This window comes from Halomonas sp. SCS19 (assembly GCF_040147015.1).
Lineage (GTDB): Bacteria > Pseudomonadota > Gammaproteobacteria > Pseudomonadales > Halomonadaceae > Halomonas > Halomonas litopenaei.
The window spans coordinates 3,315,769-3,328,606 of the sequence record NZ_JAMSHN010000001.1; the positions used below are offsets into that span (position 1 = coordinate 3,315,769).

Genomic DNA, 12,838 nt, shown 5'->3' on the forward strand with positions numbered 1-12,838 from the left:
CCGCCTGATGGGCACCATAAACCTCGAGAATAGCGTCGGACTGACGCGCTTCGAGGTGCGTGACGCCGGTGGCAAGGTGCTGTTTGCCCTAGATAGCGAGGTGTTTCCCCAGAAGCTGGATTACAAGGACGACTTCCCGGCGATGCTAGATGAGATCACCGAGATCCTCTACTCGCTAGCTTTCGATGCGTTCACCAGGACCTTTGCATCGACCCGTCCACGCTCTACCTACCACCAGCTCACCTCGGAGTGGCTGAACCTGTTCAAGGCGCTCTATCACAGCTTAGAGCAGAGCCTGGACACGCTGTTGCGTTCGCCCAAGTCGGATCTGCGCAAGGAGTCACGGGTAAAGCCCATTCACCGGGTGAAGCGGGCGACACCTCGGGCGATCAAGGCCGCCACCCAGCGCCCCGACCGCTACTGCCGCGGCGGTGGGCTGCAGGTGGTTCCTGGGGTTCAGCTTTCGCACCTGACCGAGCAGCATAAGCGTATCAGTTACGACACCCAGGAGAACCGTTTCGTCGCCTGGGCAATCACCGATATCCTGCGTCAGATTCAGCGTGCCGTCCGCCATCTGAGCGGCGGTCGGGGCTTGGACAGTCAACGGGTCCAAGTGGAAGTGGAGGCGCTGGAGCGCAGCAAATCCCACCTGCGGCGCCGCCTGAGAGGTCCGGTGCTGGCCGAAGTAGGGGCCTTCAATCACCAGATGTTCTTCTCGACCACCCTGACCATGGCGCCGGGGTACAAGGACTTCTATCACCGCTTCCTGCTGCTGCGTAAGGGCCTTACCATGGCCGAGCACCCGCTGTTCAAGATGGACTATAAGGACATCGCCACCATCTACGAGTACTGGTGCTTCCTGAAGACAGTGAAGCTACTGCGGGAAAATCCCAAGTACGAATTGGCCAGCAATGACATCGTCAAACTGGAGCACCACCGATTTAAGGTGAACCTCCGCAAGGGCACGGAATCTGCGGTCAACTTCGTGCAGCGTGGTACCGGCGATGATATCGCTATCTACTTCAACCGCACCTTCCCGCGGAAGGACTACACCTACACCTTTGACCAGAAGCCGGATCAGTTCATCGAGTTCTCTCGGAGCGGGTTCGGCAGCAGCCGTGACAAGAAGTCGTTCAAGGTGATCATGGATGCCAAGTACCGCTTCGATCGTGGCTCAAAGGGGTACCCCACCGGCCCCGAGGACACGCCCTATGGTCCACCGCTGGATACCATCGCTCAGCTGCATCGTTATCGTGATGCCATTTTGTGGGAGGACAAGGGGGAGCAGCAGAAATCCGTCAAGATGGCCAACAAGAGTATCGGCGGGGTAATCCTGTTCCCCTATCCGGAAAATGAGCAGGATTTTGTGGCCCACCCCTTCTACCAGAGCATCGAGAAGGTCAATATCGGAGCGGTACCGCTACAGCCGGGTAGAGCGCGCGAGAACCTACTGTTCCGGCAGTATCTGGATAGCCTCTTTGAGCAACCCGGCGAGGTGATTACCGAGTCGCTTTACCACTACGACGACCGTACCTACCAGCAGCGCCGGCAGTCTAGTCAGGACCTGGTAATGGTGGGCATGATTCCCGCCAGGGATCGGGAAGCCAGGCTGCACTACCATCGTAACTGCCAGATTTTCTACACCCAGCGTCCGGACTCACCACGCTATCCGCTGCATGAGGTAAAGGCGGTGGCGCTCTATGACCAGCAAGAGAGAAAGATCATCGGCTGGGCCAACGTCGTGGGTATTGAGGTACTGCTAGGCAAGGAGCTCAAGCAGACGGGCACCACTTGGGCTCCGAACCGGCCTGACCATCCTTACTACGTCTATCGTCTTGAACCGATACAGCACGCCGACTTGCATGCTGGTGGCCAGATGAAGGGTAATCGCACAGGGCGTTACTTCATCACCCGACTGGGCCTGGAAGTGGCGCTCCAGGAGTTGGAGCCAGAATTGCAGTTTCTCAGCAGCTGGGAAAAGTTCATTGAATGGAAGACGCTGAAGACGCGCTTCCCCTCAGTTCGTATTCAGCGGCAACGCTTCACTGACCCAGTCACTTGGCAGCCAGAGAGTGAGCTTGAATTCATCGCTCAAGCAGACGTGGAGTCGTCATAATGTCACTGAAAGCCTGGCGAGATGTCGTCATGCCACATAAGGACGTGCTGGGAGGCACCCTCAAGTAGTCGGAATGCGCTGCGGATATCACCCAGGTGGCAACCGGCACGGCCGCCGAGGAGTATTAAGATGCCGAGAAGTTCTTCTCTCGCGCCTACATTACCGAAGGCATGCGTCTGCTACTGATCTCGGTGGCCCAGCACCTCTCGGGCAATGGCGGCGGCCGGCAGTGATCTGCCACTGCTCTAACCGATGGCGAAGGCGTTATCGACACTCAAGCGACATGCTGAACAAGTGATGAGGCGTGGGACTCGAGGCCGACCAACGCCCGGCTGGAAGGTATGAACGGACTGTTTCAGGCTGCCAGGTCAGGTGCACGTGGATACCGGAACGGGGCCTATTTCATCACCATGATCTACCAGATCGGCAGCCTGTGGAGCGTATGCGGGATCAGGTCAAATCCACATGAAGTGACGAAGAACCCATCATTTAGTCTTCTCCAGACGTGCACGGGTAGACGCACGGCGGGCAGCAAACCTGGCTTCCACATCTGCGGCAGGTATTAGATTGCCAGCTTCTGCCGAGGCCCGTGATTGCTCGACCTTGGCAACCAGCCAGGCATCATAGTCCTGCGCTTCCTGCTGCTGGGCTACATAGTTGCGCATGAAGTCGCGTAGGAGCTGTGCCCCGGTCCGATCGTGGGCCTTGGCTGCACTGGCAAATTCTGCTTTCAGGCCCTCATCGACCCGAAAGGTGAAGGTAGCATCGCTCATGACACACATCCTCATGTGTTACACGGTGACCACGGGATAGCACGGGAAGTATGCCATGCATCCACTCGCATCTTCCCTGAACAGGTACACCACCGGTACTGAATCGCACCGACTATTCGAGACACACGTCAGGCTCTGGATATCACGCTGTTTTTGCTCAATGGTAGATAGACCATCGTTTGTGCGGTGAGGGCGCATCCCCAACGGCGCCTGGTCCGCGCCAATCCTGGTGACACACGGCAAGGCAAGATCGTTGTGGTGCAGCATCGCGCCATTGAGGGCCCGGACCACGGCGGCAGCTTCACGATCAAGCTGTATCAGAGCGAGAAGGTCGGGGACCTGACTGGCATCGGAAAATTCCTCTTCGTGCTGTGAGCTAGTCGCCAGCCGGATGGTCGCCTTTGTTGGTGCTGGCTGGATAGCGAGCGGCAGAGCAGGCATGCTCAGCGCTATCCGATACCGCAGAACCAGGTGGCCCCCAGATGTCAGACCCGTTCAAGCAGCTTCGTGACGCTATGGACCAGTTCGCCACCGAGCGCGACTGGGATCAGTTCCACTCGCCCAAGAACCTGGCCATGGCGCTGACGGTGGAGGCCGCTGAACTGCAGGAGTGCTTTCAATGGCTGACCGAGGCGCAGTCCAGGGAGCTGGATGAGCAGCAACTGGCCGCCGTGCGCGATGAAATCGCCGATGTTCAGCTCTATCTGCTCCGGCTGGCAGGCAAGCTGGACGTGGATATCGAAGCGGCGTGCCGGGCAAAGATGGAGAAGAATGCTGAGAAATATCCCGCAGATAAGGTAAAGGGGAGTGCGAAAAAGTACACGCACTATCAGGATTGACGTGCTGTGTGGCCGTTTCGTTCTCTGCAGCGGACTTCTCAGCCTGGCCTCGTCTCTCAAGCTTCCTCCGACTGATTTTGGCCTCAAGCAGTGCCAGAGACTCGGCTTAGGTTTAAATTATCTGCTAAAAGCGGTCTTTTATTCCGATTTCAGAGTGATAAATAAACCAGCTGCCGCACAAGATCCCGTGTGACACCGTTGTGACGCCCGCCGGATGGCCGGCGTTTGCTGGGCGAAGCGTGGCACTCGGGTCAGTGACGGCGAGTCAGGCGTGTGGCCAGCCACCAGCCCAGTAGCATCGTCAGCAGAAAACCCGCCAATGGCAGACTCATGGCGCTGCTGGAGACGATGGCAGGCCCGGGGCAGTAACCGCTCAGGCCCCAGCCAATACCGAACAGGGCCGCGCCGAGCAGCAGGCGGCCATCGATATCGCGACGCGTGGGCAGTTGGAAGCGCTCGCCCAGCAGGGGAGTGCCACGCCGCCAGACGAGGCGATAACCGATGAAGGTGGTGATGACGGCACCGCCAAGCACGAAGATCAGGGTGGGGTCCCAGTCACCGGCCACGTCGAGAAAGCCGACGACTCGCGCGGGATCGGTCATGCCGCTGAGTGTCAGCCCGAGGCTGAAGACCAGGCCGGTGATGAAGCCGATGATCGCTTTCATGGTGACTCTCCCAGCAGGTGTAGGCTCACGAAGACCGTCAGCATGGCGACGGCCACGAACACCGCAGTGGCCACCAGCGAGCGGGGTGAAAGACGAGCGATACCGCAGACGCCGTGGCCACTGGTACAGCCGCCCCCGATGCCTGTTCCCACGCCTACCAGCAGGCCTGCGAACATCATGCTCAGGCCCCCGCTGGTGGGATCGCCGATCAGCGCATCTGAGCGCTCGGCCACATTGCCCCAGTCAAGATTGAACAGCACAAGGAGCAGCGGGCCGCTGATCAACCCGAGCACGAAGGCAATGCGCCAGCGGTGGTCCGGGCCTGATTCCAGAAGCGCTCCCCGCGTGATGCCACTGATACCCGCGATACGTCCCAGAAAGGCCATCAGCATCACTGCCGAGAGGCCGATCAGGACGCCGCCGGCGAGTCCTTTCATGCTGCTCATGATGTCCATGTCATTCGTCCTCCCTTTCGGCCATCCAGCGTTGCGACGATGATATGCTCGAGCCCGACCATCGCCAACCGTCATCGCCAGGCGACTTCGTCCACCGACTGCCGAGTCTACTGGTCAGGTGATTGGCCAGCCGGTTGACCTGTGGGGCATGCGACAGGGGCGCCGAGGATTCGCAGGAGCACCATGAACGAACTGACTCAACGCCTGCGCACCTTTCTCAAGGTGGCGGAGCATCAGAGCTTCAATGTGGCGGCGCGGGAGCTGGATATCGCCAGTTCCACGGCGACGCGTCATGTCAATCATCTGGAGCGCCAGCTGGGCGAGCCGCTGTTGGTGCGCACCACTCGCCATGTGCGGCTGTCGCCCGCTGGAGAGCGTGCCCTGATCCGCTTTCGCGCCATTCTGGCCGAGGTGGAACAACTGGAAGATGAGCTCGAGACGCTGAGTGAGCGAGTCGCGGGGCCGCTGCGTATCTCGGTGCCCTGGCGCTATTCACGCCTCTATCTGGCGCCGCTGCTGAGCGAGTTCATGCAGCGCTATCCCGAGGTGGCGCTGGATATCGTCAGCAGCGACCAGTGTGTGGATCTGATCGAGGACCACTTCGACGTGGCCCTGCGCATCGGTCACCTGGAAGATTCGAGCCTGATCGCGCGGCACATCAGTGATCAGTGCTTCGTGCTGGCCGCCGCGCCGTCTTACCTCGCGGCCCAGCCCCCGATCCATCGGCCGGAAGACCTGGAGCAGCACCGTCTGCTGACCTTCAGCTATACCACCGCCAATCATCACTGGCGACTGGTGCAAGGGGATCGGGAGCATCGTATCTCGGTGCGGGCCCGCGCGTTGCGCACCAACAATGCCGACATTCTCACCCTGGCTGCGCTGGGCGCCGCCGGCGTCGTGGTACAGCCGCTCTGGGCCATACGGGAAGAGCTGGCAAGCGGCCGCCTGATGCCGGTGCTGGAGGACTATCAGGTCACCTCATCGGATTTCGACACCGGTATCCATGTCGTCTACGCGCGCGAGAATCAGCATAATCCGCGCGTGCGCGCCTGGATCGACTTCTTGCTGGCCCGCCGCGAGCGGCTGTCCTGTCACTAGCCAGCCGTGAGCGCTGTCCGTCGTCCAGATACACGAAGGGCCCGATCTAAAGGGAGATCGGGCCCTGTGCGCACGTCGCGACTGCTGGGACGATACTCATCAGGCGGTGTTTATCAGATGGTGCTCATCTGACAGCCTTCAGTAGAGGATATCGCTGCGGATGATGTACTTGGCTCCGTCGCGGATCGGCTCGCTGGCGTGCACGCAGTGCTGCGGATGCGAGCCATGCGGGAAGCACAGTACGCCACCCTTGGGCGTGGAGACCGAGACCGTCTGGATATCGTCCCGCGACTGAGCCGGCTTGTCGGGATCACGGCGGCTGACCAGAAACTCGGTGCGCCCGCCAGTGTAGCCATCGCTTAAGAAGATGAGGAAGGTGTACTGGCTCATCAGGCCCGGATAGGCGTCCTGGACGACCTCGCCATTGATGACGCGACTGCCCGGCCAGGCGCCATCGGTGTGCGGCTTGAAGAAGTCGTCGGCCTCGTAGCGATAGACACGAAAGCGCGCATTGATGCCTTTGGCTCCCTCGCCCTGGATCTGCTCGGTGACCCGCGGCGCCGAGCGCTGCCAGATGACCTGATCGACCGCTTCACTGACGACCCAGTTGACGTTGTGATTGTGGCGTACCGAGCGCGGCAGGGAGACGGGCGCATCTTCCTCGAAGCCCATGTCCTCCACAACGGCAACGAAGTTGTCGGCCTCGGCAGGTGTCAGCACATTGAGCAGCTGGAAGGCGCCGGGGACACCCTCGACCTCCTGACGGACAACCTCTGGCGTCGCGTCGGCTTCGAAGAGGTCAGACACGTCGCCGTTGTCCGTCCAGATGGGCAGGGGCATGGGGGAGAAGCCGCGTTCGTGGCTGACGACATGGAATGACAAGCTCATGGCAAAGCTCCTGAATGACGAAGAATGTGAGACGAAAACGTGGGGACAGCGATGCCTGCCGGGAGGAAGGCCTGGATGACCGTCAACTGGCGGTGAGTGTCGGTACCGAGGAGAAATAGTCAGCTACCTGGATGGGCCCGGTATCCGCCATGTTGACCGTGGAACTCAGCCGCCACCAACGGCCGATGCACCTCAGTCGGGATAGCGGACCAATACCCGCGTCTCCAGGCTGGTGCGTGTCGGCGCATCTTCGGGCGTGTCGAGCAGCTCGGCCGCGGTATGCGCTACCGGTGGCTTGCCGGCGCTGTCGAAGGCATTGAAGACGATGGCTTCGTCGGGGCGCATGTGTGAGACGAAGTACCAGCGGTGATCCGGGTTGTGGACGAGGCCCTGGATCTGGCCGCAGCGATCCGGATAGAGGATGTCGATGTTGACCCAGTCCTCGTGGTGCACGCTTTGGGTATCGGCGAATGCCAGCGGGTCACGCGCGACGGCCTGCTCGACGGGCTGCCAGACATTGACGATGCCGTAGTGGCCGCTCAGCCACTGCTCGGCCTGCTCGGGCGGCAGCAGATCGCGCACGCGCTGCGGGCCAGAGCGTGGCGAGTAGTCGACATGCACATGCTGCGCCGGCACGCGTTCACCTTCGAAGCCACGCAAGGTGTGGTCGAACACAAGCACCTCACTGACACCGAGCTGCTGCTTGAGCAACGCCTCGATGGCTGGCGTGTGCAGGCGGTCGCGCGCCTTGGCGTCGCGTACATCCACGGCAAGCTCGGGCGTATCGAGAAACAGCAGGCCATGGGACGCGAAGCTTGGCGGAGTGGCGCGCAGATCCTGCAAGCTGACGCTTTGGCGATCATGTTTCGGCTCAATACGCCGACCGGTCTCGCCGTCCGGGTCCACCTTGATCTGCAGACCTTCCGGGCGATCGAGCTGATAATTGACGAACGCCAAGCGGGTAAGGATGGGCGCTGACATGATCGAGACCTCCTTCACGATGAGTTGCCAGAGGATGAGCACTGGCATGCACTTGGGCCGGCCGCCTGTGCTGTGGCGAGTCCAAGAGGCTGGTTCGCGAGCTTAGTGCATTGGCGCAGACACAAAAAAGGCGCCTGTCTGCAATTTGTTATTGCACGAATGGCAATAATCAACGGCTGCCAAGCGTCCGTGGCTTCCGCATGTTGTTTCCGTCTCCGTCCTTATTCCCATCCTAATAAACCGCTAAGTAACTGATAAACAAAGGCTGGGAGAGCCGCCAAGAGCAAGGCTGACGTCATAGAAAGTTGGCATTCGACGTGTTGATGTAGATAAGGGCCGGCTTGTATAGTCAAGTTGCTATTGCAACGACGTCTCCCAGGCGCATCTGTCAGTTTATGCGATGGGTGAGCGTGATATTCATCGTGCCAAGGGAATGGTCATGAAAGATAAGCGTGTGTCTGTAACTCCAGTGTTTTATCGCGGTGCGTCAGCGGCTCTGTGTGTCGTCGTTCTAAACGGCTGTACAGGGATGGCCGAGACGGGCCCTGCAGCCGACGTGCCCGGACAGCCAGAAAGCACCAAGACCAATGTGCTGGAAGCAGGAGCCAGTGCATTGCAGACCGACGCACCGACGGATCAGCTCAATATCTATCTTGTCGGTTTCCATCCCATGAAGGATGAGCCAAGCCATCAATTCGAAGCGCATCATTTCTGCCAGCAGATCAATGAAGACTTCATGCAGTGTGCGCTTTACGATGGAAATACTGCGGATGCCCACCTCACCGGGGTGGAATACATCATATCCGAAAGCGTTTTTGAGACCCTGCCTGAAGAAGAGAAGCAATATTGGCATCCCCATAACGGGGAGATTCTGTCTGGCCAATTGGTCGCGCCCAACCTGCCTGAAACCGCTGATCATGAGCTGATGCAATCCAAGATGAACAGCTATGGCAAGACGTGGCACACATGGAGCAGTTCACACAGCGATGAACAAGACCAGGCGTTGCCGCTGGGTAAGCCCGAGCTGGCTTGGTCCTTTAATCGTACCGGAGAGCCGCAGCCGGGCCTGGTCGAAGATCGAGACCAACGTATGGGGATCGACACAGAGGAGCGGCGTCAGGCCAGGCAAGATCTGGTGCCGCTGGCCAATCCCCAGTCGGGTGTTGATGTGTTGAAAGGAGAGTTTCCCAGGTCAACCCAGCCCATCCCTGGTGTGGAAGCCAAGACCAGCGAGTGATGTTGACGTTCACAGCTTTACCGGTCGGCTGCGCTGATGTTTCGCGTGGCGCTGACCATCCCCTTGATGTCGGTTTAACTACCGGGTTGACGCATGCCGCGCTACAAACGCGACAGATGGCCCACAGTTGGTTGTCGCGTCGTGTTGTTGCCTTGGCGGGGCTCGGAGGAGGGGGCGTCGCGTGGCAGAGGTTTAGTGCTGGCTCAGTTCAAGACGATAACCTTGTTGATAGACGCTCTTGAGTCGGTGGTTCTGTTGCCCATCCAGCTTCAGCTTGCGCCGAAGGCCGCTGATGTGGGTGTCGACGGTACGGGTATTGAGGTCACCACTGACGCTCCAGATTCGCTCAAGCAGATAGGCGCGCGTGAAGAGCTGACCGGGATTCTGGAGAAACAGGGCAGCCAGCCGATATTCCCGATCGGTGAGCTCGACGATATCGCCATGCAGGCGGATGATCCCTGCCGTCAGGTCGAGCTGGAGGGGGCCGCATTCGAACAGCGTCGTTCCAACGCTGTCTACGTGACCTAGCCGGCGACCCAGGGCTTCGATCCGAGCCCTGAGCTCGGGGACCCGCAGCGGCTTGTGCAGAAAGTCATCGGCCCCTGCCCCGAGGGCTCGGACGACGTTGTCTTCGGCGTCGTCGGCAGTAATGAACAGCACCGCGCCTGGCCACTGATACGCATTGCGCAAGGTCTCAAGCACTTCGAACCCATCGACCTCCGGTAAACGCCAGTCGAGCACCAGTAGCTCGAAACTTGTGTTCTGCATTGCCCGAAACAGGTCGTGGGCCGTGGTGAAGGGGGTCAGCGTGGCTGTGCCGTCGCCTAGCGCCGCGGCGATCAAAGCCTGCTGGTCGGGGTCGTCTTCGAGGATAGCGATGCGCATACCGAAGTTTCCTGTCTTGGTGCCTCGCAGGAGCAGGTTTGACAAAGTTTCACAAACCTACATCCAAAATTAGCATATACCGAATAGGTAAGTGCTCAAACGTTTGGAGATGCGTCGATGAAGACCTTGTGGTGCAAGACTCCTGTCCTGCTGGTCCTGGCGGTTGGGCTTGTTGCGAATCAGGCAATGGCGCTGGAGTCGCCTGCCGGCAAGACGGTACTGGTGGTGAGCGGTGACATCACCCAGACCAATGTCGGTGACGAGGCACATTTCGACATGGCCATGTTGGCGAGCCTCGAGCAGGGCGAGATCGTGACACAGACTCCCTGGCATGAGGGGAAGGTGTCCTTCAGTGGACCGCTGGGCGTCGCCTTGCTGGCGGAGGTGGGAGCACAAGGGAGTGATCTGCGCGTCACCGCGCTGAACGATTACGCCGCCGATGTGCCGGCCTCTGACTTTGCTGAACATGGGGTCGTGCTGGCGACCCACAAGGATGGTGAGCCGATGAGCATTCGCGAACAAGGGCCTCTCTTTATCGTCTACCCGTTCGATGACAATCCCGATCTACTGACCGAGACCTATCTCACCCGCTCCGTCTGGCAGGTAGCCGCCATTGATGTATACGACAACTAGTCGATGAAGGAGGCGCGCGGTCTCAAGTTATCCGCGGCAGCGGCACTTTTGCTGTTCGCGGCCTGTCTTGTCATTGGTGTGACCGCTTTCCAGCGTCACGATCGACTGCGACATGAAGGGCTGGAGAACGTCACCTGGGCGATCTATCAACTGGATCGTCAATCACGTGAAGTCGAAGTGGCGCTGGAGCAGGTGGACAGCCAGCTTACGCACGGCGTATCAGGTACTCGTGGCGAGCTTTCTTCCTGGACCCGGCTGATGGAGCGTTTCGACATTCTCTACGGCCGGATAAAGCTGCTGCAGCAAGGACAATATCGAGAATATCTGGCTTCACAACCTGAGCTCCTCGAAGCATTGTGGCACCTCGATGCCCGCCTTGAAGATATTGATGTACTGCTGCAGCCACTCTATCAGGAAGCGCTGGCACCGCTGCCTGCTCAGCGCCGGCAATTGTCACAGCTGATCAGCGCCATGCGTGACGATGCGGAACGGTTGCTGCTCGACCATAACAAGGCGCTCGCGAGCGTTCGTGAACAGACCCGGCAGGGCATGCTGCGGGTGTACGTCCTGCTGTTCGTGCTGATGATATTGATCATGCTGGCAGGAACTTATCTTGTCATGGCGCTGTGGCGCGAGGCGCGCTCTCGTGCTCGCCACGGTGAGCGTCTGCAGCAGCAGTCTCAGGAACTTCAGCGTGCTGTGCAGCAGGCAGAAGCGGCGAGTCAGGCCAAGTCGGAATTCATGGCGATCATGAGTCACGAGGTCCGCACCCCGCTCAATGGTGTGGTGGGCATGCTCGATGTGCTCGAGGATGAGCCCTGCCAGGAAAAGCGTGAGCAGCACTTTGCGACCCTGAGGGAAAGCACCGCCTCGCTGCGCGCGGTCATCAATGACGTACTGGACTACTCGAAGATCGAGGCCGGACGTCTTGATCTTGACCATTCTCCATTTCCCTTGACGCGGATGGTCGCGAGGCTTGCCGAAGGATATCGATCACGTCAGACCAGAGACGTGTCGTTTATCGTGCAGTTAGGTGATGACTTGCCTGCGGTGGTGATCGGTGATGCGACCCGCCTACGACAAGTGCTGATGAACCTGATGGACAACGCCTTCAAGTTCACCCAGGCCGGCAGCATTACGCTCGCTGTCCAATCGCGAAAGCCTGCGTCGATCATCTTCGAGGTGCGTGATACTGGAGTCGGCATCGACAAACAGGCCCAGGCCGCGCTTTTCGAGCCATTCACGCAAGTGGATACATCTCTGTCGCGCCGTCACGAGGGGACCGGTCTTGGCCTGGCGATTTGCTACCGGCTGATAGAAGCCATGGGGGGAAACCTTGAATTGAACAGCATGCCGGGCCTGGGCAGCGTCTTTCGCTTTTGTCTTCCACTGAGCGCCGCCGAGGGTGTCAGCGAGCGTCTGCTCGACGATCCGTCTGAAGCACTGGCCTCACGACATCTGCTGGTGGTGGAAGACAACCCTGTCAACCGGGATCTGGTGGCCGCTTTGCTCAAGCGCCTCGGTCAGACCTTCGACCTTGTCGAAGACGGAGAGCAGGGGCTGGCTGCGATGAAGTGCAAGGACTATGACCTGGTGCTGATGGATATGCAGATGCCCTGCATGGATGGCGTGGAGACGACTCGGCGCTTTCGTGCCGAAGAGGGCGAGGGCCACCTGCCTATTGTGGCCATGACGGCCAATGTCATGCCGGAGCATCGGCAGGCATGTCGTGATGCGGGAATGGACGACATTCTGAGCAAGCCTTTCACGCGGCTGGAGCTGGCCGATGTCCTTCGCGCTTACCCACCCAGGCGCCGTCAGGCTGCTTTGCATGTCGTGCCTTTTGACTACGCGCCCGAGCAGGTTGCCGATGTTGACGCCGCCAGGCCCGTGCAGGATCACAGCTGCGTCGGGAGGGGCGGCCTGGATGCTGACACCGTGATCGAACTCAAGCAGAGCCTGGAGCATGAGACGTTGAAGTCGCTGCTCGCAGCGTTTTTCTCTCGACTCGATGGTCGGGTCGAAGCGTTGCGCGAGGCTGTCGATGGCAGTGACCGTGAGCGGATCAAACGCGAGGCGCACTCGCTCAAGGGCGCGGCGGCCTCGTTGGGGTGTCGGCAGCTTGCCGCGGAAGCGGCGCGCCTGGAGCAGTTGGCGCCGAAGGCAAAAATGTCGCACTGTCGCGAGCAAATTGCCCGTATCGAGCGCGGGGGTAGTGACGCGGTTTGCCAATGGCGTGGCGGGGGTGTCGATCTGTCCTGAGCGGCC

At 59.8% G+C, this 12,838-nt stretch carries 12 protein-coding genes and 1 pseudogene; 7 read left to right on the top strand and 6 right to left on the bottom strand.

The window, feature by feature from the left end:
• Positions 1-7: 7 nt before the first annotated feature.
• Together NFH97_RS14410 and NFH97_RS14415 are read left to right on the top strand one after the other, a co-directional pair.
• Positions 8-2,116, top strand: coding sequence for a DUF2357 domain-containing protein (locus tag NFH97_RS14410; protein WP_349625020.1), 2,109 nt, complete (start codon positions 8-10; stop codon positions 2,114-2,116).
• Between the two features lie 249 nt (positions 2,117-2,365).
• Positions 2,366-2,547, top strand: a pseudogene (locus NFH97_RS14415) (transposase); the annotation flags it as partial.
• Positions 2,548-2,601: 54 nt separating this feature from the next.
• Here NFH97_RS14415 and NFH97_RS14420 read toward each other — a convergent pair.
• Positions 2,602-2,889 (bottom strand): CopG family ribbon-helix-helix protein, encoded by a 288-nt coding sequence (locus NFH97_RS14420; protein ID WP_287165860.1) that lies wholly within the window; start codon positions 2,887-2,889, stop codon positions 2,602-2,604.
• A 482-nt stretch (positions 2,890-3,371) separates the two neighbouring features.
• On the opposite strand from NFH97_RS14420, the gene NFH97_RS14425 reads away from it, so the two are divergent.
• Positions 3,372-3,728, top strand: coding sequence for a nucleotide pyrophosphohydrolase (locus NFH97_RS14425; RefSeq protein WP_108133663.1), 357 nt, complete (start codon positions 3,372-3,374; stop codon positions 3,726-3,728).
• A 251-nt stretch (positions 3,729-3,979) separates the two neighbouring features.
• On the opposite strand, the gene NFH97_RS14430 is transcribed toward NFH97_RS14425, so the two are convergent.
• Complete coding sequence (locus NFH97_RS14430) at positions 3,980-4,393, bottom strand: DUF6691 family protein (RefSeq protein ID WP_349625021.1); 414 nt, start codon at positions 4,391-4,393, stop codon at positions 3,980-3,982.
• On the bottom strand, positions 4,390-4,848 hold the full coding sequence (locus NFH97_RS14435) for a YeeE/YedE family protein (RefSeq protein ID WP_349625022.1): 459 nt from the start codon (positions 4,846-4,848) through the stop codon (positions 4,390-4,392). Before NFH97_RS14435 ends, NFH97_RS14430 begins: the two co-directional genes overlap by 4 nt.
• 183 nt (positions 4,849-5,031) lie before the next feature.
• On the opposite strand from NFH97_RS14435, the gene NFH97_RS14440 reads away from it, so the two are divergent.
• Entirely contained in the window at positions 5,032-5,946 is a 915-nt protein-coding gene (locus NFH97_RS14440) for a LysR family transcriptional regulator (RefSeq protein ID WP_349625023.1), read from the top strand.
• Between the two features lie 138 nt (positions 5,947-6,084).
• On the opposite strand, the gene NFH97_RS14445 is transcribed toward NFH97_RS14440, so the two are convergent.
• The gene (locus tag NFH97_RS14445) at positions 6,085-6,834 is read right to left on the bottom strand and encodes a 2OG-Fe(II) oxygenase family protein (protein WP_349625024.1); all 750 of its coding nucleotides are present in this window, start codon (positions 6,832-6,834) and stop codon (positions 6,085-6,087) included.
• A gap of 192 nt (positions 6,835-7,026) precedes the next feature.
• Positions 7,027-7,857, bottom strand: coding sequence for a CmcJ/NvfI family oxidoreductase (locus NFH97_RS14450; protein WP_349625025.1), 831 nt, complete (start codon positions 7,855-7,857; stop codon positions 7,027-7,029).
• Between the two features lie 397 nt (positions 7,858-8,254).
• On the opposite strand from NFH97_RS14450, the gene NFH97_RS14455 reads away from it, so the two are divergent.
• Complete coding sequence (locus NFH97_RS14455) at positions 8,255-9,052, top strand: OBAP family protein (protein ID WP_260425285.1); 798 nt, start codon at positions 8,255-8,257, stop codon at positions 9,050-9,052.
• A gap of 192 nt (positions 9,053-9,244) precedes the next feature.
• Here NFH97_RS14455 and NFH97_RS14460 read toward each other — a convergent pair whose 3' ends face one another.
• Positions 9,245-9,937 carry a response regulator transcription factor gene (locus NFH97_RS14460; protein ID WP_108133670.1) on the bottom strand — a complete coding sequence of 231 codons (693 nt, stop codon included), beginning with the start codon at positions 9,935-9,937 and terminating at the stop codon, positions 9,245-9,247.
• A 117-nt stretch (positions 9,938-10,054) separates the two neighbouring features.
• On the opposite strand from NFH97_RS14460, the gene NFH97_RS14465 reads away from it, so the two are divergent.
• Positions 10,055-10,570: a putative pterin-binding protein gene (locus NFH97_RS14465; protein WP_045993821.1), complete on the top strand. Its 516-nt coding sequence runs from the start codon at positions 10,055-10,057 to the stop codon at positions 10,568-10,570.
• 3 nt (positions 10,571-10,573) lie between these two features.
• Positions 10,574-12,832 (top strand): ATP-binding protein, encoded by a 2,259-nt coding sequence (locus NFH97_RS14470; RefSeq protein WP_349625026.1) that lies wholly within the window; start codon positions 10,574-10,576, stop codon positions 12,830-12,832.
• Positions 12,833-12,838: the final 6 nt, after the last annotated feature.

Coding starts and splice junctions, on each gene's coding strand:
- NFH97_RS14410 (WP_349625020.1), top strand. CDS start 8: ATGGGCACCATAAACCTCGAGAATAGCGTCGGACTGACGCGCTTCGAG.
- NFH97_RS14420 (WP_287165860.1), bottom strand. CDS start 2,889: ATGAGCGATGCTACCTTCACCTTTCGGGTCGATGAGGGCCTGAAAGCA.
- NFH97_RS14425 (WP_108133663.1), top strand. CDS start 3,372: ATGTCAGACCCGTTCAAGCAGCTTCGTGACGCTATGGACCAGTTCGCC.
- NFH97_RS14430 (WP_349625021.1), bottom strand. CDS start 4,393: ATGAAAGCGATCATCGGCTTCATCACCGGCCTGGTCTTCAGCCTCGGG.
- NFH97_RS14435 (WP_349625022.1), bottom strand. CDS start 4,848: ATGGACATCATGAGCAGCATGAAAGGACTCGCCGGCGGCGTCCTGATC.
- NFH97_RS14440 (WP_349625023.1), top strand. CDS start 5,032: ATGAACGAACTGACTCAACGCCTGCGCACCTTTCTCAAGGTGGCGGAG.
- NFH97_RS14445 (WP_349625024.1), bottom strand. CDS start 6,834: ATGAGCTTGTCATTCCATGTCGTCAGCCACGAACGCGGCTTCTCCCCC.
- NFH97_RS14455 (WP_260425285.1), top strand. CDS start 8,255: ATGAAAGATAAGCGTGTGTCTGTAACTCCAGTGTTTTATCGCGGTGCG.
- NFH97_RS14460 (WP_108133670.1), bottom strand. CDS start 9,937: ATGCGCATCGCTATCCTCGAAGACGACCCCGACCAGCAGGCTTTGATC.
- NFH97_RS14465 (WP_045993821.1), top strand. CDS start 10,055: ATGAAGACCTTGTGGTGCAAGACTCCTGTCCTGCTGGTCCTGGCGGTT.
- NFH97_RS14470 (WP_349625026.1), top strand. CDS start 10,574: ATGAAGGAGGCGCGCGGTCTCAAGTTATCCGCGGCAGCGGCACTTTTG.